Genomic DNA, 23,668 nt, shown 5'->3' with positions numbered 1-23,668 from the left:
CCAGCCGAACCAGCCGCGCCGCCTTCGATTAGTCCGCCGGGCCGGGCGCGAGCACTTCGCGGTTGCCGTTGTTGCCCATCGGCGAGACGAGTCCGGCGGCTTCCATCTGCTCCACGAGCCGCGCCGCCCGGTTATAGCCGATCCGCAACTGACGCTGCACCGAGGAAATCGACGCGCGGCGCGTGCGCAGCACGAACGCGACGGCTTCGTCGTAGAGCGGATCGGCTTCCGCTTCGGGCGTGTCGCCGAAAAGATCCTGCGATGCCCCTTCCGATGCCGGTCCCGACAGAATCCCTTCCTCGTACTCCGGCTCGCCAAACTGCTTCAGATATTCCACGACGCGATGCACTTCGTCGTCGGCGACGAACGCGCCGTGCACGCGCTGCGGATAGCCCGTGCCCGGCGGCAGGAACAGCATGTCGCCGGCGCCTAGCAGCGATTCGGCGCCCATCTGGTCGAGAATCGTGCGCGAGTCGATTTTCGACGACACCTGAAACGCCACGCGCGTCGGAATGTTCGCCTTGATGAGGCCGGTAATCACGTCCACCGAAGGCCGCTGCGTCGCGAGAATCAAGTGGATTCCGGCCGCGCGGGCTTTCTGGGCGAGCCGCGCGATCAACTGTTCGATCTGCTTTCCGGCGACCATCATCAGGTCGGCCAGTTCGTCGATCACCACGACGATCATCGGCAATGTGGACAACGGTTCCGGCGCGTCCGGCGTGAGCGAGAACGGATTGGTCAGCTTCTTGCCGGCGGCATCGGCGGCGCGCACTTTCTGGTTGAAGCCCTGCAGATTGCGCACGCCGACCGCCGACATCAGCCGATAGCGCTTCTCCATCTCGCCGACGCACCAGTTCAGCGCGTTCGCGGCGAGCTTCATGTCGGTGACGACCGGCGCGAGCAGATGCGGAATGCCCTCGTACACCGACAATTCCAGCATCTTCGGGTCGATCATGATGAGCCGCACGTCTTCCGGCTTCGCCTTGTAGAGCAGCGACAGGATCATCGCGTTGATCGCGACCGACTTGCCCGAACCGGTCGTGCCCGCGACCAGCATGTGCGGCGCGCGCGCGAGATCGGTCACGACCGGATTGCCGACGATGTCCTTGCCCATCGCGATCGTCAGGCTCGACTTGGAATTCCGGTAGATGTCGTCTTCGAGAATTTCGGACAGCCGGATCATTTCGCGCTTCGCGTTCGGCAGTTCGAGGCCCATGCAGGTTTTGCCGGGAATCGTCTCGACGACGCGGATCGACGTGAGTCCGAGCCCGCGCGACAAGTCCTTCATCAGCCCGACGATCTGGCTGCCGCGCACGCCCAGCGCGGGTTCGACTTCGAAGCGCGTGATGACCGGTCCCGCCGATGCCCCGACGACCGTCACCGGCACCTTGAATTCCTGGAGACGCTGCTCGATCAACTGGCCCGTTTCCGCGAGAAGTTCGGCGGAGACGGGGACGATTTCATCGGATGCCGGTTCCAGCAGATCGAGGCCGGGCAATTCCACCGCCGATGCCGTGGGCGCGTGGAATTCGAATTCGGTTGGCGTGAAGCCGCGGATCGGCGGGCGGGGTTCGGGCGTGCTTGTGGCCTGAGCGGCGGGTTGTTCCGGCTCGGGGCGCGGCGGGTCGTTTTGAAGCGGGGCGCTTTGAACCATCGCGGGAAAACGCACGATGTTCGAGGCGGGTTCGTCGGCGGTGCGTTCGTCGGTGCTTTCGGCGGTGCTCGGGTCGAATTCGGGCTCGGTTTGCGTCTGATCCCGCGCGGACTCCGCCCGTGTAATGTCGATCAGCCGCAAGGCCGGGCGTGCGTCCGTTTCCCCGGCCGCTTCCGCCTGGATGTCCGCAGTCTCAGGTTCCGCGCGCAGCGGCGTGTCCCACGGCGGGGTGGTCGAGTGGGGCGGGGCTTGCGTGATCGGCTGCGTGATCGGTGGCGTTACCGGCAGCGTTACCGGCAACGTTACCGGCGGCGAGTCAGGCGGCGAATAGGCTCCGGCGATGTTGGAAAGTGGCATCGACGACGATGCGACCGCCGCCAGCGCTTCGCCGCTTACGTCTTCAGTGCACGCGTCTTCGCGGCGCATGTCGGCAAGGGTTTCGGCGCTTGCAACTTCACCGCTAACTTCGGCGAGGGTTTCGCGGCGGATTTCTTCACCGCTGCCATCGACCAAGCTTGCATTGCCGATGGTTTCACCGCTTCCACTGACAAGGGTCTCGACGGTCGGGGCGATGTCAAAGGCGTCCGGGCGCTCGATTGCGCGCACTTGCTCGGCAGCCGCGTGCGTCAAAACTGTTGGCTTCGGCGAAGGCTGCTCCGGCTCGGGCGTTGCGCTCAAGTCGTGTTCCTTGGCCGGAGTCGCGCTCAAGTTAGCTTCGGCCGGCGCTGCGCTGAAGTCATGCACCACGGCGGGCGTCGCTGCCAAATCCGATTTCACCGCTGGCGTTGCTCCAAAAAACGTCCGCTCGGGGTCCACCTCCAACTCGGCCCGCGGCGTTTCGAGCGCAGCGATTTCCGGGATCGCGGGCGCGCTTTCAAGTGCGGCGGCCGACTCGGTTTCCCCATGCGCAGGGTAGGGCGGCTGTTGCGCCGCGGCGTCATCGATGCCAGCGGTTTCGTTCGCGCTCGTCGCGGCACTGTCTTCGGCGGCCTGATGGCGACGCGCGAGGCTCGCGCCTGCAAGGGTCGTCCAGCGCGCGGCGTTTTCCTCGATCGACCGCAGCGTCGCCGTGATGCTTTCCGGCTCGGGCGGCGGACCGGCAGGCCCGATGGGCCGCGAACGCGACGCAGTAGCCGACCACGCGAGCGCGTCCGACACGCCGCGTGCAGCGGAAGCCGCCGCGCGCGGTGGTGCCGATGAAGCCGATGAAGCCGATGAAGCCGATGAAGCCGATGAAGCCGGCGCGCTGCGCTGAAGGGACGAGCGGGAGACGGCGGGTGTCGCCGATATCGTCGACGCGGCCTGGGCGGCGGCGCGCGGTGTAAGCGGCGTGAGCGGCGTGAGCGGTTCGCGCTGGACAGGCCTAGCGCGCTCGGCCTGATCGCGCCGCTGCGACGCCATCTCGCCGCCGAGCCATCCGGCCGGCGCGACCGGTTCTACCTGTTCGTGGAGCGGCGCATGACGCGCGGTGTTGACCACGGCACCTGGACGGCTGTCAGGTCGAGCAGCGTAAGGATCGACCTTCGCCGACGCCCCCGACGCCCCCGACGCCCCCAACGCCCCCGGCGCAGACGGCTTCGCGCGCGGATTCACCGGCGGACGCCACACGGTCGGACGCTGATAACGCCCGCCGTCGCGCTGGGTCGCCGTCGGCAGTCCGAGCGGCGGGATATCGTGCGACGTGCGTGCGTGGGTGTTTGAAGGATCCGGGCGGGAGGACGAGCGGCCTGTCGAGCGGTCGAAAAACGCGCCGAGTCCCGCCGAAAATCCCGCGCTTTCCCGTGTGCCGGCGCGCCGACGCTCGCCGCTCCGGCTTTCGCGAGCATTGCGCGATTCACGCGACGCCCGCAATTCACGGTTCGATGCCGCGCGCGCCGGTTTTTCCCGCGCGGCGAGCCAGTCCGCGCTGAGTCCGAGGCCGAACGCGCCGTTCGCCCAGCGCAACGCATCGCGCCACTGGAAATCGCACAACCACGGCAGGCTCACGAAAAATACCGCCGTTGCGATCAGTCCGGCGAGCGGCGCGCTCGCGAGCGTCCGCAAGGCCGCGTCGATGACGTGCCCGGCGCGATTGATACCGGCGGCTGCCTCGAAGAACGATCCGAACAGCGCCGCTTCGAGCGTCGCGCTCGCGAGCAGAACGCAGATAAAGCCGAGCCACAGCCGGATCGTGCCCGGCCCGCGCAGGCCGCCGCCATTCGGCAAAACCGATTTGACGAGGCGCCAGAATAGGGGAAGAAACCAGACGACTGATCCGCCGAACCAGCCGAGAACTACCGTGTGCATGCTTGGAACCAACAAATGATGGAAACGGGGAACACCCAGCCGCCGAGTTTAACCGGTGATGCGGCGGCCTTCCGGATCAAGACGCGTCGCGCGCTTATTGCTGCTGCGCGCGAAGCGAATAAGTCAGCACCTGAGCGTCGTCGAGGGTGATCTGCAATTCCTTCGGCGGATTCATCTGCACGCCGGTTTTCGCGATATGCGTGAGCGCGCTCAGATACGGCCCTTCCAGCGCGCCGCCCGCGCCGCCGGTGCACGCCATGCGCGTCCCGGCAAGCGGCCCGAAGCTGAGCTTGCCGTTCTTCAGTTCGTACGTCCCCATGTAGCGGTTACAGCCCGAGAAGCCGTTCGCGCGGCGCTGACCGCCTTCCGTCGAGAAATTCAGGGTGATCGGCTGGCCATTGTCGCCGTGGGGAATCGCGCGCGCTTGACCGGTCGCGTCGGTCCAGCGGGTCAGCTCCCATTGCGTATCGTCGAGGAGTTGCGTCGCGGCCGGGTTGTAGGGATCGGTCGGCGCAGCGGCGGAGTCGGGATGTGTCGGCAAGGCGCAACCTGCGAGGATGACGGCGAGTGCCAGCGCGATGAGGTTCGTACCTGCGCTGGCGCGTAAAAGTGAGGGCTTCTGACGGGTGAAAGGCGAGTGCATCGAAAATCCTCAAGCTGGACAAACCGTAAGGGTAGCGCACTCGTAGGACGATTTGTACGGGGGCGTAGGGTGGTCGGGTGTTATAAGCCTGGCGGACGGGTTTGGTTTGCTTGCGCGTTCGATTGGGTTTCTTTAACGCTTCTTGACAGCCTGGTTCCGTGTCGGTCTATTAGCGCTGCCCCTGTGCCGGGCGGCCGTAACGCTCCTGGGCTAGCTGCAAAGAAAGTAACCAAAGAAAGCAGTTTATCCGCCTAAGTGTCTCCCCCACATAACCACTCGGATAGCAAGCTGACTTGGCCGTCCCGCATTCACTCGAATTGGCAAAGCCATAAATTGCCCGGCTCGCGCCGGGCGACGCTCGCGGGCTGTGGGCGTTGCCCGATCCGTCTCGCGTGGCTGCTGCGTGTTAACATCGCCAGTTATCTCGAAACACGCCACACCTTCCGGAGTTTTCATGCCGAGCGCGAACGCAGCCAGTCCCGATTCCAAAGTCAACCGCGAGGCCGTTCGTATCGGTACGCCGCTTACGCCGGGCGCCACCCGCGTGATGCTGCTCGGCGCGGGCGAACTCGGCAAGGAAGTCATCATCGCGCTGCAGCGGCTCGGCGTGGAAGTGATCGCGGTGGATCGTTACGCCGATGCCCCCGGCCATCAGGTCGCCCACCGCTCGCACGTGATCGACATGACCGACGGCGCAGCGCTCCGCGCGCTGATCGAGGCGGAAAAGCCGCATCTGATCGTGCCGGAAATCGAGGCCATCGCCACCGATACGCTCGCCGAGATCGAGGCGGAGCAAGTCGCCGTCGTCATCCCGACGGCGCGCGCCACGCAATTGACGATGAACCGCGAAGGCATTCGCCGCCTCGCTGCCGAAACGCTCGGCCTGCCGACTTCGCCCTACGCGTTCGCACAGTCGCTCGACGAAATGAAGGCCGCCATCGAAACGATCGGCTTTCCGTGCGTGGTGAAGCCGGTGATGTCGTCTTCCGGGAAAGGCCAGTCGGTACTTCGGAGCGACGCCGACATCGAGCCGGCCTGGCAGCACGCGATGGCGGGCGGGCGCGTGAATCGCGGACGCGTGATCGTGGAAGGGTTCATCGACTTCGAATACGAAATCACGCAGCTCACCGTGCGCGCTGCCGATCCCGCGAGCGGCGAGACGGCTACGTATTTTTGCGAGCCGATTGGCCACGTGCAGGTCGCGGGCGATTACGTCGAGTCGTGGCAGCCGCAGCGCATGAGCCCGGCGGCGCTAGAAAAGGCACGCGACGTGTCGGCGAAAGTGACGGCGGCGCTTGGCGGACGGGGCCTCTTCGGCGTCGAATTGTTCGTGCGCGGCGACGACGTCTGGTTTTCCGAGGTCAGCCCGCGTCCGCACGACACGGGCCTCGTCACGCTCGCCACGCAGCGTTTCTCGGAATTCGATCTGCACGCGCGCGCGATCCTCGGCCTGCCGGTGGACACCGCGTTGCGCGCGCCGGGTGCGTCGGCGGTGATTTATGGCGGGCTGGACGAGGCGGGCGTCGCGTTCGAGGGTGTCTCCGATGCGCTCGCCGTGCCGGATTCCGACCTGCGCCTGTTCGGCAAGCCCGAAAGTTTCGCGAAACGCCGGATGGGCGTGGCGGTCGCGACCGGACGCGACACGGATGAAGCCCGCGCGCGGGCGAAACTGGCGGCATCGAAGGTCAAGCCGGTCTCCACACGTTGACCGGTGGTAAAACGCGCGTCCGACGCGGATCGCGCGAGGGAGCAAGAAAGTGAAGATGCGAGTGTTGGCGTTGCTGTTCGCGGCGTCCGTCCTGAGCGGCTGCGGGCTGGCCGCGGCGCCTTGCCGCGTGGTGTCGGCGGGTTTGAAGATCGTGCCGGTTGTCGGCCACGTCGCGGCTGCGCCGACCGACGTCTGCGCGGACGTGATCGATCCGTGACCCGCGCGTGACCGGCGCAATGCACGAGGAGAAAACCCGAAAGTGATGAATGGAACGATAAAAACGTGCGCGGCGGTGCTCTCGCTGTTCGGCGGCGCAGACCTGGCTTGCGCGATGCCGTTGACCGTGCCGCAGGTGCAGACCAAAACCACCGTCACGAAGCGTTACGCGTGCAAGGACGATAAGTCGCTTGCCGTGACCTATATCAATACGAAGAACGGCCAGAGTTTTGCGCTGATGACGGTCGACGGCAAGAAACTGCTGTTCGTGAACGTCCTGTCCGGGTCGGGCGCGAAATATTCGGCGGAGCAATATGTGTGGTGGACCAAAGGGCCGCAAGGCACATTGACAAGCGAGATGGCCGATCCGAAGGCGCCGCCGCTTCTCGACGATTGTCAGGAACGCGGCTGACAGGTTCTTGCTTCGCGGCGCGCGTTTTCGACACCGGTGGATTCCGCGGGCGCGGCGATTTTCGGAGCGGGAGGCTATGCGGTGCATGGGGCGGCATCGCCGCGACGGCCGGTTGTAAATTTGCGTAGCCCGGACTGCGGTGGCGGCCAGCATTGCGGTCCCGCCGCCGCCCGGCCGAGCGCCGGCGCGCCCGGAAACGTCATGAATGCGGTGCTACAATGGCGGGTTTTCCGGGTTTGAAGACCCTCGGCCACGCGCTCAAAAGCGCGCTCGGCGTTTTGCCTAGCCGACGCCGGCCGACATGGGGTGAGAACGTGGTATCAGATGAGCCGAAGCCTGAGCACAGGCGCGGCGCGGTTGTCGACCCGTTGCAGCCTGTCACGTTTCGGCGCTGCGCAACACGTCCGACGGTCGATAATCGCCGCGACGGGTCGGCCCGATGCGCCGCTACCCGAAAAATCGCCGCAAAAGCGCCAGAGCAGTTTCGATTTGCCACGCATTCAGACGTAATTCAAGAGCAGGGAAGGCCGGCCGCCGGCCGCCATCCAGGTTTTGCGCCCTTGGATCTAGCCGTATTTTGTGCCGTAGTTCTCGGCCGTTGCCGCTCGCGTAGTCCACGCCCGAGGCGCGCCGTACCGGCACCTTTTTAGCGATAGCCATCATAGTCACCATGTCCGATTCCGTCGTCACGAACACGTCCACCGCTGCGTCCGAAGCCACGCCCGGCACCCAGGCCGCGCCGGCCACCGCGCCCACGTTCGACCAGTTCGGTTTGGCCGCCGACATCCTCAAAGCGGTGACCGAATCGGGCTACACGACGCCCACGCCGATCCAGGCGGAAGCGATCCCCGTGGTGCTGGCCGGCCGCGATGTGATGGGCGCGGCGCAAACGGGTACGGGCAAGACGGCGAGCTTCTCGCTGCCGATCATCCAGCGCCTGCTGCCGTTCGCCAGTTCGAGCGCATCGCCCGCGCGCCATCCGGTGCGCGCGCTGATTCTCACGCCGACGCGCGAACTCGCCGACCAGGTCGCCGCCAACGTGCAAGCCTACTCGAAGCACACGCCGCTGCGCAGCACGGTGGTGTTTGGTGGCGTCGATATGAATCCGCAATCCGAAGCGTTGCGCCGCGGCGTGGAAATCCTGATCGCGACGCCGGGCCGCTTGCTCGACCACGTCCAGCAAAAAACGCTGAACTTGGGTCAGGTCCAGATGCTCGTCCTCGACGAAGCCGACCGCATGCTCGACATGGGTTTTCTGCCCGATCTGCAGCGCATTCTGAATTTGCTGCCGAAGGAGCGTCAGACGCTGCTGTTCTCGGCCACGTTCTCGGGCGAAATCAAGAAGCTCGCGGCGACGTACCTGCGCAATCCGCAGACGATCGAAGTCGCGCGCAGCAATTCGACCGCGACGAACGTGCGCCAGATCGTGTTCGAAGTGCACGAAAGCGACAAATCTGGGGCGGTCGCGCAACTGATCCGCGAGCGCGGCTTGAAGCAGGTGATCGTTTTCTGTAACAGCAAGATCGGCGCGAGCCGCCTGTCGCGCGTGCTGGAGCGCGACGGCATCGTGGCGACGGCGATTCACGGCGACCGCACGCAAAGCGAGCGGATGCAGGCGCTCGACGCGTTCAAGCGCGGCGAAATCGAGGCGCTGGTCGCAACCGACGTGGCCGCGCGCGGGCTGGATATCGCGGAACTGCCGGCCGTCATCAATTTCGACCTGCCGTTCAGCGCTGAAGATTACGTACACCGGATCGGCCGTACGGGTCGGGCGGGCGCGTCCGGCGACGCGCTGTCGCTGTGCAGCGCAAACGAAAAGAAGCAACTGGCGGATATCGAAAAGCTCATCAAACGACCGCTCGAAGTGCAGCAACTGACGGTGACCGCGCCCGCGCGGCGCGAAGGCGGACGTCGCGACGAGCGTTCGGAGCGCGGCGAGCGGCCTGAGCGTTCGGAACGCGCGGCGCGTCCGGAACGCGGCGAGCATCGCCATGCCCGCGACGAATCCGGCCCGCGCCGCCGCGCGACGTCGTTCGAGCGTTCGCACGGCCGCCAGCAGCCGATCGACGATTTCTTCCTCAAGCCCTACGAGCCTTCGGCAGCATCGACGAAGCGCCACGAAGAAGCGAGCGCGGCGGAAAGCGAGCGCAAAACCGCGCCGAAACAGCCGCTTGCGGCGTTGCTCGGCGGTCTCGGCATGCCGCGCAAGCGCTCGACGTAAGCGGGAAGGGATTTGCTTCCCTGACGGAAAATAAAAAAAGGCAGCGCGAGAGCGCTGCCTTTTTTTCGTCTGGCGAAGCGAGTTCGGGAGCTAGACGCCGAAGCGCTTCGCCCATTGCGCGGTCGCGTCGCGATAAAACGCATCGAGCGAATCCGCGCGCGCTGATTCGATACCGAGATGGCGCGCCGCGTCTGTGAGCGTTGCGACCGGATCTTGCAGATCCAGCGCCGTCGCGCCGGTCTGTTTGCTCAGTTTTTCCCCATTCGCGGCCGCGACGACAGGCACGTGCAGATAGCTCGGCGTCCGCGCGTTCAGGCGCATCTGCAGATAAACCTGCCGCGCGGTCGAATCGAGCAGATCGGCGCCGCGCACGACATGCGTGATGCCAGCGTCTTCGTCGTCCACGACGACGGCCAGTTGATACGCCCATTGCCCATCGGCGCGTTTCAGAACGAAATCGCCCACTTCGGTCGCCAGGTTCTGAGTATTGCGACCCTGCCAGCGGTCGTCGAAGGTGATTTGCGCCGACGCGCCGTCCGGCACGCGAAGTCGCCACGCGCGTGCTTCACGGCCGTTCAACCCGTGCCGGCAAGTACCGGGATAGGCCAGCGTGGCGTGTCGTTGATGATCTGCATGCGCGCTGACCAGCGAATCGGCGATCTCGCGCCGCGTGCAGCCGCACGGATAGATCGCGCCCGCAGCCTGCAAGCGCTCGAACGCGGCGGCATAAGCCTCGGTGCGCCGGCTTTGCCAAACGGGCGGGGCATCGGAATGCATGCCGAGATGCGCGAGCGTCGCCAGAATATCGTCGGCGGCGCCGGGCACGGTGCGCGGGCCGTCCACATCTTCGATCCGCACGAACCACTCGCCGCCGTGCGCGCGGGCATCGAGGAAGCTGGCGAGCGCGCTCACGAGCGAGCCGAGATGCAACGGCCCGGTGGGCGAGGGCGCGAAGCGTCCGCGATAAATCATAGACGCCGAGCTACGTGCGTCATACGCTCACGCCGCCTTCGACGCGCGTTTCGCCGATGCGTCCGGATGACACGCCGGGCAGTGCTCGCCGGGCACGTAGAACGGCGAGCGTTGTGCGTCGACGCTCACCACCGCCCGGCAGCCGAAACATTGCACGGTGGCGGTGGTCGCGAGCGCCGGATCGAGCGCGGTGCGGTAATCGAACACGAAGCACTCGCCGTGATAGTGCGCGCCGCCGACTTCCTCGAAGTATTTCAGGATGCCGCCTTCGAGCTGATACACATGGTCGATCCCGACCTCCTTCATGTGGATCGCCGCTTTTTCGCAGCGGATGCCGCCGGTGCAGAACGACACGACCGTCTTGCCTTCGAGATCGGCGCGATTGTCCTCGATCACTTGCGGAAATTCGCTGAATTTCGAGATGCGGTAATCCAGTGCCTGATCGAAGGTGCCGACGTCGACTTCGAACGCATTGCGCGTATCGAGCATCACGACCGGACGGCCTTCGTCGTCGTGGCCGCGATCGAGCCAGCTTTTCAGCGTCGGCGCATCGACGGACGGCGCGCGGCCCAGTTCCGGCCGGATCGCAGGCATTTTCATCGTGATGATTTCGCGCTTGAGCTTGACCAGCATGCGCCGGAACGGCTGCTTCTCCGACAGGCTTTCCTTGAATTCGAGATCGGCGAATTTGCCCTCGAACAGCGCGTCCGTACGGAGGTATTCCATGAACGCCCGCACTTCCGGAATTTCGCCCGCGACGAACAGGTTGATGCCTTCGGGCGCGAGCAGGATCGTGCCACGCAGCCCGAGCGCCTTGCAGCGTTCGGTGACGAGCGGGCGCCAGGCGGCGGTGTCGTCGATGGTGACAAATTTATACGAGGAAAGATTGAGGATGCTCATGATCGGGTGCTTTAAAAACATGTCGTGCCGCGCGAAAAATACGCCGGACGGTCCGGCCCGGCGGGCGCGAAAGCCATATTATCCCGCAATCCGGGCACATCGCCCTTGCGGCCGATCAGCCTAAGCCGCGACGCCGCGACACCGGAGAAAATTTGGGAAAGCGGGCCTTGTCCGAACGGCCAATGCGCGGGCGCGTGACGAATTTCGCGAAGAGGCGCATGTACAATATCGACATGTCAGATCCCCGCTTCGTACATCTCCGCGTCCACTCCGAATTCTCGATTGCCGATGGCATCGTGCGGCTGGACGACGTCGTTAAAGCCGCTGCCGCGGACGGTCAGGGCGCGCTCGCGCTCACCGATCTCGGCAACGCCTTCGGTCTCGTCCGTTTCTACAAGGAAGCGCGCGGCAAAGGGGTCAAACCCATCGCCGGCTGCGACGTGTGGATCACGAATCCCGCCGACCGCGACAAACCCGCGCGCCTGTTGCTGCTGGTGAAAAACCAGCGCGGCTATCTCAACCTGTGCGAATTGTTGAGCCGCGCGTGGCTCACGAACCAGCATCGCGGACGCGCCGAAATCGAGTTCGAATGGCTCGAAGCGGGCCTGGCCGAAGGGCTGCTCGCGCTGTCGGGCGCGCAGCACGGCGATATCGGCATGGCGTTTTCCGCCGGCAACGATCAAGCCGCCGAACGCCACGCCGAACGCTGGGCGAAACTTTTTCCGAACGCGTTTTATATCGAAGTGCAGCGGGCCGGGCAGCCGGGTGCCGAGGCGTATATCCAGCAGGCCGTCGCGCTCGCGGCGAAGCTGAAACTGCCGGTGGCCGCGACGCATCCGATGCAGTACATGACACCCGACGATTTCACCGCGCACGAAGCGCGCGTGTGCATTTCGGAGGGCGACATTCTCGCGAATCCGCGTCGCCAGAAGCGCTTCACGACCGCGCAACATTTCCGCACGCAGGAAGAAATGTGCGTGCTGTTCGCCGACCTGCCGTCGGCTATTCAGAACACGGTTGAAATCGCGAAACGCTGCAATCTCGTGCTCGAACTCGGCAAGCCGAAACTGCCGCTGTTTCCGACGCCCGACGGCATGTCGCTCGACGATTACCTCGTGCAATTGTCGAAAGACGGGCTGGAAGTGCGGCTCGCGCAGCTTTATCCCGACGAAGCCGAACGCGAGGCGCAGCGCGAAACCTATTACGCGCGGCTCGATTTCGAGTGCGGCACGATTATCAAGATGGGCTTTCCGGGCTACTTCCTGATCGTCGCGGACTTCATCATGTGGGCGAAGAACAACGGCGTGCCGGTCGGCCCGGGCCGGGGTTCGGGCGCGGGATCGCTGGTTGCCTACGCGCTCGGCATTACCGATCTCGACCCCTTGCGCTACAACCTTCTGTTCGAGCGATTCCTGAATCCGGAACGCGTGTCGATGCCTGACTTCGACATCGACTTTTGTCAGGAAGGCCGCGACCGCGTCATTCAGTACGTGAAGCAGAAGTATGGCGCGGACGCCGTTTCGCAGATCGCCACGTTCGGCACGATGGCGGCGAAGGCGGCGGTGCGCGATATCGGCCGCGTGCTCGATCTCGGCTATATGTTCACGGACGGCATCGCGAAGCTGATTCCGTTCAAGCCGGGCAAGCACGTGACCATCGCGGACGCGATGAAGGAAGAGCCGGCGCTGCAGGAACGCTTCGACAACGAAGACGAAGTACATCAGCTGCTCGAACTCGCGCAACGCGTGGAAGGGCTGACGCGCAATGTCGGCATGCACGCGGGCGGCGTGCTGATCGCGCCCGGCAAGCTGACCGACTTCTGCCCGCTCTACACGCAGGGCGAAGACGGCGGCGTGGTGAGCCAGTACGACAAGGACGACGTGGAAGCCGTCGGCCTGGTCAAGTTCGACTTCTTGGGCCTGACCACGCTCACCATTCTCGACTGGGCCGAGCGTTATATCCGCCGGCTGGATCCGTCGAAGAAAGACTGGAATTTGTCGCAGGTTCCGCTCGACGACCCCGCGTCCTTCTCGATCCTCAAGAAAGCGAATACGGTCGCCGTGTTCCAGCTGGAAAGCCGCGGCATGCAGGGCATGCTGAAGGACGCGCAGCCCGACCGGTTCGAGGACATCATCGCGCTGGTGGCGCTGTATCGCCCGGGCCCGATGGACCTGATCCCGAGCTTCTGCGCACGGAAACACGGGCGGGAGATCGTCGAATATCCGGATCCGCGCGTCGAATCCGTCCTGAAAGAGACCTACGGGATCATGGTCTATCAGGAGCAGGTGATGCAGATGGCGCAGATCATCGGCGGTTATTCGCTCGGTGGCGCCGACTTGCTGCGTCGCGCGATGGGCAAGAAGAAGGCCGAGGAAATGGCCGAGCATCGCGAACTGTTCCGGCAGGGCGCGGCGAAAAACGGTCTGTCCGCCACGAAAGCCGACGAAATCTTCGACTTGATGGAGAAATTCGCGGGCTACGGCTTCAACAAGTCGCACGCGGCGGCCTACGCGCTGCTCGCGTACTTCACGGCGTGGCTGAAGGCGCACCATCCTGCGGAATTCATGGCGGCCAACATGTCGCTCGCCATGGACGACACCGACAAGGTCAAGATCCTCTTCGAGGACTGCCTCGCGAACAGCATGGCGGTCTTGCCGCCGAACATCAACGAATCGGCGTATCGCTTCGAGCCGGTTGCGGAAGCGGACGGCAAGCGCTCGAAAACCATCCGCTACGGTCTCGGCGCGGTGAAGGGCAGCGGCCAGAACGCGATCGAGGAAATCATCCGCGTGCGCGAAGAAGGCGGCGCGTTCACCGATCTGTTCGATTTCTGTATGCGCGTGGATCGCCGCGTGGTGAACCGGCGCACGGTCGAGGCGTTGATCCGCGCGGGCGCGTTCGATCAATTGCATGCGAATCGCGCGCAGTTGATCGCGTCGGTTCCGCTCGCGATGGAAGCCGCCGATCAAGCCGCCGCGAACGAAATGCAGGCCGGTCTTTTCGACATGGGCGACCATCCTCAGCAAGGCCACGAACTCGTGGACGAGCCGGAATGGTCGGATAAAAAACGCCTTCAGGAAGAAAAGACGGCGCTCGGTTTCTACCTGTCGGGCCATCTCTTCGATGCCTACAAGACCGAAGTGCGCCGTTTCGTGCGCCAGAAAGTGGGCGAGTTGAAAGAAGGGCGCGACAAGCTGGTCGCGGGCGTCATCACGACGATGCGCACGCAAATGACCCAGCGCGGCAAGATGCTGATCGTCAATCTCGACGACGGCACCGGTCAGTGCGAAGTCACCGTGTTCAACGAACAGTTCGAGGCCAACAAGACGCTGTTCAAGGAAGACGAGTTGCTCGTGGTGCAGGGCCAGGCGCGCAACGACGCGTTCACGGGCGGCATCCGCTTCACGGTGGAATCGGCGATGGATCTGGAGCGCGCCCGCAGCCGCTACGCGCAAAGCGTGAAGGTGGAAATGAACGGCAACGCCGACGCGGTGCGCCTGAAGAAAGTGCTCGAAGCGCATTGCGCGCCGCCCGATCACGCCGCTTCCGCCGCGCCCGCTGTGCAGATGCCGTCGCGCGGTGGCCGAGGCGATCGCGATGGCGGCCGCCCGCAACGCGCGCCGGTGCAGATTCCGAACGGGCTGAACGTGAGCATCGTGTATCGCAGCGAGCACGCGGAAGGCGAAGTGCGGCTCGGCGATGCATGGCGCGTGAAGCCGACCGACGATCTCATCACGGCATTGCGCGGTGAGTTCGCGGGCAGCGCCATCGAAATCGTCTATTGATGAAAATCGGCATCGCAAGCAACGCGCTCAAGCTGAGCGGCGGTCTGGAGCGTTACGCGATGGACCTCGTGCGCGGCTTCGGCGACGCGGGCTTCCGGCCGGCATTCTTCGCCCGCAAGATTGACACGTCGTTGCCCGAAAGCCGGCTCGTGGAAGCGCACCGGATCGGCGTTTCGCTGTTGCCGGGCAAGCTGCGCGACGGCTATTTCTCCTGGGCGCTGCGGCGCGCGCGCAAGAAGGCGAAGGTGGATGTGCTGATCGGCTGCAATCGGGTCGATTCGTCGGAGATCGCGATTTGCGGCGGCACGCATATTGGTTTTCTGCAGGCGACCGGGCGACGCGAAAAACCGTCCGACCGGCGTCAGATCGCGCTCGAAAAGCGGCAGTATGAAGCGGCGCGGGTGATCGTCGCGCATTCGGACATGATGCGCGACGAATTGCGCACGCTCTATGGAATTGGCGAGCACAAGATCCGCGTGCTGTGTCCGCCGGTGGACGCGAGCCGTTTTTCCCCCGTCGATCCCGCCACGCGCCAGCAATTGCGCGCGAAATTCGGCTTCGCGGAGGGCGAAACGGTGCTGCTGTTTCCATCGAGCAGCCATGTACGCAAAGGTCTGCCGCTGATCGAAGCCGCGCTCGCGGGCAGCGATTTGGCCGTCGTCGTGGCGGTGGCGGGGCGCGCGCCGGAACGGACTTCGGCGCAGATCCGCTATATCGGCTACGCGAAAAATATCGAAGATTGTTATCGCGCGGCGGATTTCACCATTCTCGCGTCGAGTTACGAGCCGTTCGGGCTGGTCGGCGTGGAGTCCGTCATGTGCGGCACGCCGGTGATTTTCCCGACGAGTATCGGCTGCTGCGACGCCATCGCGCCCGAGGCGAAGCACGTTTTCACGCCCGGCGACGCAGCCGATCTGCGCAAGACCATCCGCGACGCGCTCGCCGCGCAAGCACAGCGGCCGCCGCTTTCGGCCGCCGCGATTCTCTACGACGCGAGCATTGCAAGCCATGTCGGAGAGTTGATCGAACTGGCGCGGCGTATCAGCGCGGATCGGTCAGTCGCGCGAGTTTGAGGAAGCGGTAATAGACGGTCTGCGCGTTGAAGACCGCAATCATGTAGCCCGTGCGGCCGTCGAGAAAACCGCGTCGCAGGAAATACGTGCGCATGAAGGCCCAGAGTCCACGCGATACCGCCACGCCGAAGCCGCCCCGTTTGCCCGCCGCGTGCCGCTGGGCCGCGCCCGCGCTCGAATAAGCGTCGAGCTTGCGGAGCACGGTTTCGAAATCCTCGTAGGAATAGTGCATCAACTGGCCGTCGAGGCGGGCCGAGCGCGTCGTCGCGTCGTCTGGGAAAACCAGACGTTCGTGGACGAGATCGTCGGAGAAACGCGCGGTGCCACGTTTGAACAGACGCGGAATCCAGTCCGGATACCAGCCGCTGTGCCGCACCCACTCACCGCAAAAACTCGATAACCGGTCCACGGAATACACATCCGCGCCCGGATTCGCGATCACCGCGCGGATCGATGCAGCGAGTTCCGGCGTGACGATTTCGTCGGCATCGATGGACAGCACCCAGTCGGTCGAAAGCGCATCCAGCGCGCGATTTTTCTGCGGGCCGAAGCCCGGCCAGTCGCGCGCGACGATCACCCGCGCGCGATGCGCCTCGGCAATCGCAGCGGTCGCATCCGTGCTGCCGCCGTCGATCACCACGATTTCATCGGCGAAAGCGACGGCCTGCAGGCACTGCGCGAGCCGCGCGGCCGCGTTGTAGGTGATGAGCGCAATGCCGAGAGTGGGTTGTGTCATAAATCGTTTCGAACAGCCGCGGTTTTTTTCACGCGCGCAAATGCCATTTCAGGAAGAAGAACGGACGCATCAGCGCGGGGCAGGTCGCGTAGACGAACATGCGTACGCGGAAGCCCAAGCTCACCCTGGACGCGCCGATCAGCAAACCGAGGCGGCGTCCGAGACTGCGTTCTTCGAACATCGCCGTGACGTAGTCCTCGCGCGCCGCTTTTTTTGCGAGCAGCGCGCGCATCGGCGCGCCGACGCCGACGCGTTCCGCGTCGCGTTGCAGTTGCCGCGTTTCGCCCGAGCCGTTGATATTCGCGAGCTTGATCCGCGCGACGAAATCGGCGGGCGTGCGCCATTTGCGCTTCCTCGACAACCCGCCGCGCCGGTATTTCACGAGCGGTTCGCGCAGCGTGTAAGCGCCGCCCGTCATGATCGCGCGAAAAACCATGATCTGGTCCTCGCCGTAGATGCCCGGCTCCATCGGGCCGAACGTGTCGAACAGGCGGCGCGACCACGCGTGCGCGGCGCCCACCACATGCGGCCGGTTGCCCGACCAGTCTTCGAACGTGCGATACGTGGCGAGGTCCGAGACGAGCAACTCGCCGTGGACGCGGCCGTCGGCATCGAGATCGAGGAGATCGGTCGCGATCAGGTCGTATCGGCGGCCGCTGTCGAGCCAGACCTGCATGACGCGGGCGCAGCGCTCGGGCGCCGAAATGTCGTCGCCGGCCGCGATGAAGAGCAGTTCGCCCGACGCTTCGGCCGCGAGCGCGCTCAGATGCGCGCTGATGCCGAGGTTTTTCTCGCGGCGAAAAAGGCGCACGGCGTGCGGGCCGGTGTAGCCGCGCACGGCGGCTTCGGCGCGGGCGAATGTTGCATCGGACGAGGCGTCGTCGGAGATCAGGATTTCCAGCGGCGAATAGGTCTGCGCGAGCGCGCCGCGAATGGCGTCCGCGACACTGTCCTGCTGATTGAACGTAATGAGGATCAGGCTCGCGAGCGGTGCAGCCTGCTCTCGATGAGGTGTTGCTGACATTGACGGTCCAGAAGGCGTTTTCGGTCTTGTTCGTACCCGTCGCGCGCGGCCTTTCAGCACGCCGCGCCGGGCGTTACGCCAGGCGGCAGCGGCTATAATAGCGCGGCTTTTTGGGATAAAGACGCGCGAAGCGCACGAGAGCCCTTCATCACGCTACGATTTTGGATAAAAACCTACGTTTTCTCATCGCCAGCATGATTGGTCTGGCAGCCGCGACCACGCTCGGCGTGCGAGGCGGCACGGGGTATTGCTACTTTGGTCTGTTTGCGCTGGCGCTCGGGTGCGCCTTCACGTCGCGCTATCGGCTCGCGCCGAGCCGGCTGATCAGGCACTTTCCGCTTTACGCGGCCGCGATGCTCAGTTTCATGGTCTTGCTGCCCGCGCAGCAGGCGATAGACGGGTATTACCTGCCGCGCGAATTCGACGGCATGTCGCGGTTCGCGCTGAGTCTCGTGATCTTTCTGCTGCTCGTGCAGGCGCCGATGCGCACGCTGAAGTCGCTCGGCTGGGGCGCTGCGTTCGGCGCGATGGCGGCGGGCGGCTGGGGAATCTATTCGTCGATGCAGCCCGGCTGGGTCGAGGCGAACCGGCTCGGCAACGATTTCACCAACGCCATTCCGTTCGGCAACACGGCGCTCTTGCTCGCCTTCGTCTCGGTCATGTCGATCCCCTGGGACAGGGCGGAAATCGGCGCGGACCGGCGCGCGTTCCGCCGCCTCGCGATCGCCGTCAAGCTGCTCGGCGGCGCGAGCGGTTTCTACGCGTCGTATCTGTCGGGCACGCGCGGCGGCTGGCTCGCGATACCGCTTTTCATCGTGCTGTTTTCGCTCAACATGGACTGGATCCGGCATCCGCGGCACTGGCTGGCGGGCGGGGCGGCGATCGTGATCGCGATGGGCGCGCTGATCGTCACGCCGATCGGCCAGGAACGGCTCGCGGCCACGCGTTCGGATCTCACGCGCCTGTCGCACGGCAGCGCCGCCGACAGTTCGCTCGGCGCGCGGCTCGAATTGTGGGGCGCGTCGGTGCGGCTTTTCGAGAAGCACCCGCTGCTTGGCGTCGGCAAGGGCCATCTCGAACGGTCGCTGCAAGGTCTCGCGAGCGCGGGCGAGATTTCGCAGGACGTCGTCAACCAGCGCGCGCACAGCGAATTTTTCTCGACGATCGCCGAACTCGGCGGCGCGGGCGTGCTGTGCCTCGCTTTGATGTATCTTGGACCGCTCGTGTATTTCGTGCGTTACCGGCGCTCCGCCGACCCCGATGTCCGCACGGCGGCGTATTGCGGGATAGGCGTGTCCGGCTCGGTTATCATCTTCGGACTCAGTATCGATGTGTTCACGGTCGTGATGAGCACCTCGCTTATCGCGCTCGTCTGGGCCGTATTGCTCGCGATGATCGCGCACGATCCGCGGATCGCGGCGGCGCCGGCCGATGGACCGAACCCGGCCGGCCGGGTCTGAAAACGCGCCGTGCGCTGCCCGGTCGTCCCGCGCGCGCCGACACGGCGTTCACTGTTGTGCTGTAAAGCGGAGGTCCATTTTTGAATCAGAAAGGCGGTATCAGCAAAACAATCGGCGCGGGTGAGACCACGTCGCCCACGGCGGTCATGAGCCGGCTGTGGCCCTACATTCGTCCGCTGATGGGCGTGGTGACGCTCGGCCTGGTCGCGATGGGTTTCGTCGCGGCGAGCGAGGCGGGTATTCCGATGCTGCTCAAGCCGCTGCTCGACCATGGTTTCGGTTCGAAGGGCAGCGAAAACGCCAAATGGTTCGTGCCGATCGCGGTGATCGGACTTGCGCTCGTGCGCGGTTCGGCGCAATACGCGTCGGGCTATTTGCTGTCGTATGTGTCGAACAAGATCCTGCTGCAATTGCGGCTCAAGATGTTCGACCGCATGATTCATACGAGCGCCGGGTTCTTCCAGCGCGAGACGGCGAGCACGGTGATCAACGCCGTCGTGTTCGAGGTCAACCAGATTCTCAATGTGCTGTCGAGCGTGGTCGTCACGCTCGTGCGCGATTCGCTGACGGTCGTGTTCCTGCTCGGCTATCTGTTCATCCTGAACTGGCGGCTCACGCTGATCGTCGCGGTGATCCTGCCGGGTATCGGCTGGCTCGTGAGCAAGATCAACCGGCGGCTGCGCCGGCTCAACCGCGAGCATCAGATGCTGACCAACGAGCTGTCCTATATCGTCGAGGAGACGGTGGGCGGCTACAAAGTCGTGAAAGTGCATAACGGCGAGGCGTATGAATCCGGCCGCTTCACGGAAATGAGCAACCGGCTGCGCGGCTATTCGATGCGCATGCAGGTGTCGGGCGGTCTCGCGCAGCCGCTCACGCAGTTTCTCGCGTCGATCGCGCTTGCGATCGTCATCACCATTGCCGTGGTCCAGTCGGCGAGCGATCAGACCACGGTGGGCGGTTTCGTCGCGTTCGTCACGTCGATGCTGCTCGTGATTTCCCCGCTCAAGCATTTGATCGACATCAACCAACCGCTGCAGCGCGGGATGACGGCGGCGGAACTGATCTTCGGGCTGATCGACGAGCCGGCCGAGCCGGAAGGCGGCGGACGCAAGCTGGATCGTGCGAGCGGCGACATCGAATTCCGCGACGTGTCGTTCAGCTACGGATCGGTCGAGCGGCCGACGCTCGACGCCGTGTCGTTCAAGGTTGCGCCAGGCGAAATGGTCGCGCTGGCCGGCCCGTCGGGCGGCGGCAAGTCCACGCTGGTCAACCTGCTGCCGCGCTTCTTCGATCCGGCGAGCGGTCAGGTCATGATCGACGGCGTGTCGATCGCCGAATACGACCTGCACGACTTGCGCAATCAGTTGGCGATGGTGAGCCAGGACGTCGTGCTGTTCAACGATACGATCGCGGCGAACGTCGCATACGGGCAGACGCCGGACCGCGAGCGCGTGCTGAAAGCGCTCGCCGCCGCAAATCTCGCGGACGTGATCGCGTCGCTGCCGGACGGCGTCGATACGCTGATCGGCGGCAACGGCATGCGCTTGTCGGGCGGACAGCGGCAGCGTCTCGCGATCGCGCGGGCAATCTACAAGGACGCGCCGATCCTGATCCTCGACGAAGCCACGTCCGCGCTCGATTCGGAATCGGAACGGCACGTGCAATCGGCGCTCGAAACGCTGATGAAGGGACGCACGACGCTCGTGATCGCGCACCGGCTTTCGACCATCGAACGCGCCGACCGGATTCTCGTGCTGGAAGGCGGGAAGATCGCGGAGCAGGGCAGCCACGCGGAGTTGCTGAAGAAGGACGGGCTGTACGCGCATCTGCACAGGATTCAGTATCAGCAGCAGGCGGCGTAAAAAAACCCGGCTTAAGGCACAACCTTAAGCCGGGTTTTTCGTTTGAGCGGGGCGCCTACATCAGCACGATATCGTACTGTTCCTGACTCAAATTCGACTCCACCTGCAGCGACACCGGCTTGCCGATAAAGTCCATCAGCATCGCCAGATGCTGCGACTCTTCTTCCAGAAACAGGTCGATCACCTGCTGCGACGCCACCACGCGAAACTCGCGCGGATTGAACTGGCGCGACTCGCGCATGATCTCGCGCAAGACGTCGTAGCACACGGTACGGGGCGTCTTCACCTGGCCCTTGCCCTGACACACCGGACACGGCTCGCACAGCACATGCGCGAGCGACTCGCGCGTGCGCTTTCGCGTCATCTCGACCAGACCCAGTTGCGAAAATCCGTTCACCGTCACGCGCGTGCGGTCGCGCGAGAGCGCTTTCTTCAATTCGCCCAGAACCTGATCGCGATGCTCGACGTTCTCCATGTCGATGAAGTCGATGATGATGATCCCGCCGAGATTGCGCAGCCGCAATTGCCGCGCGATGGTGTGCGCGGCTTCGAGATTGGTCTTGAAAATGGTGTCGTCGAAATTGCGCGCGCCGACATAGCCGCCCGTGTTCACGTCGATCGTGGTCATCGCCTCGGTCTGGTCGATCATCAGATAACCGCCCGATTTGAGATCGACGCGCCGTGACAGCGCGCGCTGGATTTCGGATTCGATGTTGTACAGATCGAAGAGCGGCCGCTCGCCCGTGTAGTGATGCACGCGCGACGCGACAGCCGGCGTGAACTCGGCCGCGAAGTCGGCCAGCATCTGGTACGTCTCGCGCGAATCCACCTGAATGCGCGTGGTTTCGTCGTTGACGAAATCGCGCAGCACGCGTTGCGCCAGGTTCAGATCCTGATAGAGCAGCGTCGTGGGCGGCACGCGCTGCGCCTGCGCCACGATGGTCGTCCAGGTCTTGCGCAGATACGCGACATCGGCGGCCAGTTCCTCGCTCGACGCGTCTTCCGCGATCGTGCGCACGATATAGCCGCCTTTTTCATCGACCGGCAAAACGGCCGTGAGCCGCGCCCGCACCGCTTCGCGCTCGGCCTCGCTCTCGATCTTCTGCGAGATGCCGATATGCGGCTCCTGCGGCAGATAAACCAGCGTGCGCCCGGCGATACTCACTTGCGTGGAAAGCCGCGCGCCCTTGGTGCCGATCGGGTCCTTCACGACCTGCACCATCAGCGCCTGTCCCTCGAACACGATCTTCTCGATCGGCGTATGCGGCGCCGTGGAATGCGATTCGCCCGCGATGCGCGGATGCCAGATATCGGCGACGTGCAAAAACGCCGCGCGCTCCAGCCCGATATCGATAAATGCAGACTGCATGCCCGGCAACACGCGCACGACGCGCCCGAGATAGACATTGCCGACGCGTCCGCGCGACAGCGTGCGCTCGACGTGAAGCTCCTGCACGGCACCTTGCTGGACGAGTGCGACGCGTGTTTCCTGCGGTGTGACGTTGATCAGGATTTCTTCGTTCATGGCTTGTTTTAGAAGTCGACGCGCGCCACGCGCAAGAGGGCCGCGGTTTCGAAAAGCGGTAAGCCCATGATACCCGAATAGGACCCCTCGATTCGCTCGATGAACGCCGCCGCGCGGCCCTGTACGCCATACGCGCCGGCCTTGCCGAGCGGTTCGCCGGTAGCCGCATAACGTTGCAGCGCAGCAAGGTCGACGCTCGCGAAACGAACCCGCGAACGCGACAGCGCGGGCGGCAGCGCATTGCCCTCGGCATCCACGACAACCACCGCCGTCAGCACTTCATGCTCGCGTCCGCAGAGGCGTTCGAGCATCGCGACGGCGTGCGCCGCGTCGTCGGGTTTGCCCATGATCGCGCCGTCGAGCGTGACGGTGGTATCGGCTACGAGGATCGGCGCGGGATCGTGTTCGCCCGCGATCCGCCGAGCGTGCGCGGCCTGCGCTTTCGCCGCCGACACGCGCACGACGTAGTCATCGGGCGCTTCGCCGGTACGCTCGGCTTCGAGTGCCTCGGCGTCTTCGTCGGGACGCGGCAGCAAGAGCGCATAGCGCACGCCGAGCTGGTCGAGCAGTTCCTTGCGTCGCGGACTTTGCGAAGCAAGATATACAAACGGATGGAGCGGGGAGGAGGACGTCGAGGTCGGCATGGAAGGCGGTTCGATTAGGCGCGCGCCGCGCGAACGCCTGAATCAAGCGGCCTCACGCGCGATGGTACGGATGATTTTGCGTGATGCTCCACGCGCGGTAAAGCTGTTCGGCGAGCAGCACGCGGACCATGCCGTGCGGCAACGTGAGACTCGACACACGCAGCATGACATCGGCGCGCGACTTGACCTGCGGGTCGAGACCGTCCGCACCGCCGATCACGAACGCGACGTCGCGCCCGTCCTGCTGCCAGCCGGGCAATGCGCCGGCAAGCTGCATCGTGGTCCAGTCGCGGCCGCGTTCGTCGAGCACGACGAGCCGCGCGTTCTTCGGCAGCGCGGCCTCGATACGCTGGCGTTCGGCGGCCATCACGCTTTCGGCGTTGCGTCCCGACGAACGTTGTTCCGGCTTGATCTCGCGCAATTCGATCCGCAACTCCGGCGGCATGCGTTTCGCATATTCGTCGAAGCCCGTCGCGATCCAGTCGGGCATCTTGTGGCCGACCGCGAGGATATGCAGTTTCATGACGGCGACAAACCCGCGAGC

General features: G+C 64.6%; 17 protein-coding genes. 8 read left to right on the top strand and 9 right to left on the bottom strand.

From position 1 onward, the window contains the following. Positions 1 to 28: 28 nt before the first annotated feature. Both AC3D25_RS10675 and AC3D25_RS10670 read right to left on the bottom strand, forming a co-directional pair. Entirely contained in the window at positions 29 to 3,940 is a 3,912-nt protein-coding gene (locus AC3D25_RS10675) for an FtsK/SpoIIIE family DNA translocase (protein WP_488888372.1), read from the bottom strand. A gap of 94 nt (positions 3,941 to 4,034) precedes the next feature. After that, positions 4,035 to 4,583 (bottom strand): META domain-containing protein, encoded by a 549-nt coding sequence (locus AC3D25_RS10670; protein WP_488888371.1) that lies wholly within the window; start codon positions 4,581 to 4,583, stop codon positions 4,035 to 4,037. Positions 4,584 to 5,037: 454 nt separating this feature from the next. Between AC3D25_RS10670 and purT the strand changes: the two genes are divergently transcribed. The 4 genes from purT to AC3D25_RS10650 all read left to right on the top strand — a co-directional run bounded on the left by purT (position 5,038) and on the right by AC3D25_RS10650 (position 9,140). Beyond that, entirely contained in the window at positions 5,038 to 6,291 is a 1,254-nt protein-coding gene (purT, locus tag AC3D25_RS10665; protein WP_488888370.1) for a formate-dependent phosphoribosylglycinamide formyltransferase, read from the top strand. A gap of 55 nt (positions 6,292 to 6,346) precedes the next feature. Further along, positions 6,347 to 6,508 carry a DUF6726 family protein gene (locus AC3D25_RS10660; RefSeq protein WP_488889661.1) on the top strand — a complete coding sequence of 54 codons (162 nt, stop codon included), beginning with the start codon at positions 6,347 to 6,349 and terminating at the stop codon, positions 6,506 to 6,508. Between the two features lie 45 nt (positions 6,509 to 6,553). Continuing rightward, the gene (locus tag AC3D25_RS10655; protein ID WP_488888369.1) at positions 6,554 to 6,919 is read left to right on the top strand and encodes an MliC family protein; all 366 of its coding nucleotides are present in this window, start codon (positions 6,554 to 6,556) and stop codon (positions 6,917 to 6,919) included. A 670-nt stretch (positions 6,920 to 7,589) separates the two neighbouring features. After that, positions 7,590 to 9,140, top strand: coding sequence for a DEAD/DEAH box helicase (locus AC3D25_RS10650; RefSeq protein ID WP_488888368.1), 1,551 nt, complete (start codon positions 7,590 to 7,592; stop codon positions 9,138 to 9,140). A 90-nt stretch (positions 9,141 to 9,230) separates the two neighbouring features. Here AC3D25_RS10650 and gluQRS read toward each other — a convergent pair whose 3' ends face one another. Both gluQRS and AC3D25_RS10640 read right to left on the bottom strand, forming a co-directional pair. Further along, the gene (gluQRS, locus tag AC3D25_RS10645; protein WP_488888367.1) at positions 9,231 to 10,112 is read right to left on the bottom strand and encodes a tRNA glutamyl-Q(34) synthetase GluQRS; all 882 of its coding nucleotides are present in this window, start codon (positions 10,110 to 10,112) and stop codon (positions 9,231 to 9,233) included. Positions 10,113 to 10,139: 27 nt separating this feature from the next. After that, entirely contained in the window at positions 10,140 to 11,012 is an 873-nt protein-coding gene (locus AC3D25_RS10640; protein WP_488888366.1) for a sulfurtransferase, read from the bottom strand. A 218-nt stretch (positions 11,013 to 11,230) separates the two neighbouring features. On the opposite strand from AC3D25_RS10640, the gene dnaE reads away from it, so the two are divergent. Both dnaE and AC3D25_RS10630 read left to right on the top strand, forming a co-directional pair. Further along, positions 11,231 to 14,797, top strand: coding sequence for a DNA polymerase III subunit alpha (dnaE, locus tag AC3D25_RS10635; RefSeq protein WP_488888365.1), 3,567 nt, complete (start codon positions 11,231 to 11,233; stop codon positions 14,795 to 14,797). Beyond that, entirely contained in the window at positions 14,797 to 15,870 is a 1,074-nt protein-coding gene (locus tag AC3D25_RS10630; RefSeq protein WP_488888364.1) for a glycosyltransferase family 4 protein, read from the top strand. Before dnaE ends, AC3D25_RS10630 begins: the two co-directional genes overlap by 1 nt. On the opposite strand, the gene AC3D25_RS10625 is transcribed toward AC3D25_RS10630, so the two are convergent. Both AC3D25_RS10625 and AC3D25_RS10620 read right to left on the bottom strand, forming a co-directional pair. Further along, positions 15,839 to 16,606 carry a glycosyltransferase family 2 protein gene (locus AC3D25_RS10625; protein WP_488888363.1) on the bottom strand — a complete coding sequence of 256 codons (768 nt, stop codon included), beginning with the start codon at positions 16,604 to 16,606 and terminating at the stop codon, positions 15,839 to 15,841. The genes AC3D25_RS10630 and AC3D25_RS10625 overlap by 32 nt on opposite strands. Positions 16,607 to 16,634: 28 nt before the next feature. Next, the gene (locus AC3D25_RS10620) at positions 16,635 to 17,630 is read right to left on the bottom strand and encodes a glycosyltransferase family 2 protein (protein ID WP_488888362.1); all 996 of its coding nucleotides are present in this window, start codon (positions 17,628 to 17,630) and stop codon (positions 16,635 to 16,637) included. Between the two features lie 194 nt (positions 17,631 to 17,824). On the opposite strand from AC3D25_RS10620, the gene AC3D25_RS10615 reads away from it, so the two are divergent. Further along, a complete protein-coding gene (locus AC3D25_RS10615) occupies positions 17,825 to 19,090 on the top strand; it encodes an O-antigen ligase family protein (RefSeq protein WP_488888361.1) in 1,266 nt (421 codons plus the stop codon). Positions 19,091 to 19,236: 146 nt separating this feature from the next. Continuing rightward, positions 19,237 to 20,955, top strand: a complete 1,719-nt coding sequence (gene msbA / locus AC3D25_RS10610) for a lipid A export permease/ATP-binding protein MsbA (RefSeq protein ID WP_488889660.1) — start codon at positions 19,237 to 19,239, stop codon at positions 20,953 to 20,955. A gap of 55 nt (positions 20,956 to 21,010) precedes the next feature. Here the strand turns inward: msbA and rng are convergent, their stop codons facing one another. From rng to rlmH, 3 genes are read right to left on the bottom strand one after another with little or no spacing between them, the layout of a single operon-like run. Beyond that, positions 21,011 to 22,480: a ribonuclease G gene (gene rng / locus AC3D25_RS10605; RefSeq protein ID WP_488888360.1), complete on the bottom strand. Its 1,470-nt coding sequence runs from the start codon at positions 22,478 to 22,480 to the stop codon at positions 21,011 to 21,013. Positions 22,481 to 22,488: 8 nt separating this feature from the next. After that, positions 22,489 to 23,124, bottom strand: coding sequence for a Maf family protein (locus AC3D25_RS10600; RefSeq protein ID WP_488888359.1), 636 nt, complete (start codon positions 23,122 to 23,124; stop codon positions 22,489 to 22,491). A gap of 52 nt (positions 23,125 to 23,176) precedes the next feature. Further along, positions 23,177 to 23,647, bottom strand: coding sequence for a 23S rRNA (pseudouridine(1915)-N(3))-methyltransferase RlmH (gene rlmH / locus AC3D25_RS10595; protein WP_488888358.1), 471 nt, complete (start codon positions 23,645 to 23,647; stop codon positions 23,177 to 23,179). Positions 23,648 to 23,668: the final 21 nt, after the last annotated feature.

This window comes from Caballeronia sp. SL1002, assembly GCF_057814995.1.
Note: the sequence above shows the minus strand (reverse complement) of the source record. Positions and strands in the feature narration are given on the sequence as shown.